The sequence below is a fragment of the Candidatus Manganitrophaceae bacterium genome (assembly GCA_012960925.1).
Taxonomy (GTDB): Bacteria; Nitrospirota; Nitrospiria; order SBBL01; family JAADHI01; genus DUAG01.
Window position 1 is genome coordinate 1 of the sequence record DUAG01000023.1, and the last position, 1,065, is coordinate 1,065.

Here is a 1,065-nt window from a genome sequence, read left to right on the forward strand (position 1 = left end):
AGATTGAAGGGGAAGATCTTTGAGGGTCTTCAATCCCTCGTCGGTGAGTTCAAGACAGCCATGTAATGAGAGAGTTTGAAGGGGAAGATCTTTAAGCTCTTTCAATCCCTCGTCGGTGATTTGATCACATTCAGTTAAATCGAGGGTTTGAAGGGGAAGATCCTTCAGATATCTCAATCCCTCCCCTATCTGCCAACATCATTTGAGACACCTGCTACTTCTAAGTTACTGTAGAAGCAGGAGAAGTTTTCATGAGTTCAAAGAAGAAGAGAAGATCTTCGATGAAGAGTGCGAAAGCAGCCGGCCCCTCAAGCAATGGCAGCAGCGAGCCACAGCAGTCTCAAACGCCCTCGCCTGAGGTCCTTGAGAAGCCCACCCGCAGACGTTTCACCGCTGAATACAAAGCTCGCATTGTGCAGCTTGCCGAATCCCTTCCTCATGGTGAACAAGCCGCCCTTCTCCGTAAAGAGGGCCTCTATGCTTCTCACCTTAGAGATTGGCGTAAACTTTATAAAAATGGCGGCATCGACGCTCTCAAAACTCGCAAACGCGGGCCTACGACCAAACCGGATGCTAAGTGGAAGAAGCACTCCGAGCAACTTGAACGAGAGAATGCTCGTCTTCGTCATCGCCTGGACCAGGCTCGTAAGCTCGTATGCACTATATGGTCCCCGTCCATCGGCTCCCTCCACAACGGCCATGATTTTGGTAGCCCTTGACGATTTCCAAATCTCAAGAGGATTCCGCTATGGCCAAACAAAAGAATCACAAATTTTATCGCCGCCTTTTCAAGTCCAAAAAAAAGTGGCGGAGATCCTCGAAGCCGAAGAGAGAGAGAATTGCTCTTGAATTCGCTTGTGGAAAGTCAGGAAGAGTTTGATATCAAGCCTGCATGCCAGCAATTAGAGCTGTCACGGGCAACTTTCTACCGGCGGATCAAGCCGCCTGCGGAGAAATATGGCCCACCAAAGCCGCGACCAAAGCCCGCCCGATCTTTGAGTCCTGACGAACAGCAAGAGGTTTTGGGCCTTTTGCACTCGGATCGGTTCGTTGACCAGGCGCCGG

Annotated in this window: 2 protein-coding genes; one reads left to right on the top strand and one right to left on the bottom strand. The window is 50.4% G+C overall.

From position 1 onward, the window contains the following. The coding region (locus EYQ01_03420) for a leucine-rich repeat domain-containing protein (protein ID HIE64863.1) at positions 1–177 on the bottom strand (177 nt) is incomplete at its 3' end. Positions 178–251: 74 nt separating this feature from the next. Here EYQ01_03420 and EYQ01_03425 point away from each other — a divergent pair. Continuing rightward, positions 252–719: a helix-turn-helix domain-containing protein gene (locus tag EYQ01_03425; protein ID HIE64864.1), complete on the top strand. Its 468-nt coding sequence runs from the start codon at positions 252–254 to the stop codon at positions 717–719. The last annotated feature ends 346 nt before the right edge of the window (positions 720–1,065 follow it).

What these genes read in the sequence shown, in the direction of transcription:
- EYQ01_03425 (HIE64864.1), top strand. Translation starts at nt 252, where the DNA reads ATGAGTTCAAAGAAGAAGAGAAGATCTTCGATGAAGAGTGCGAAAGCA.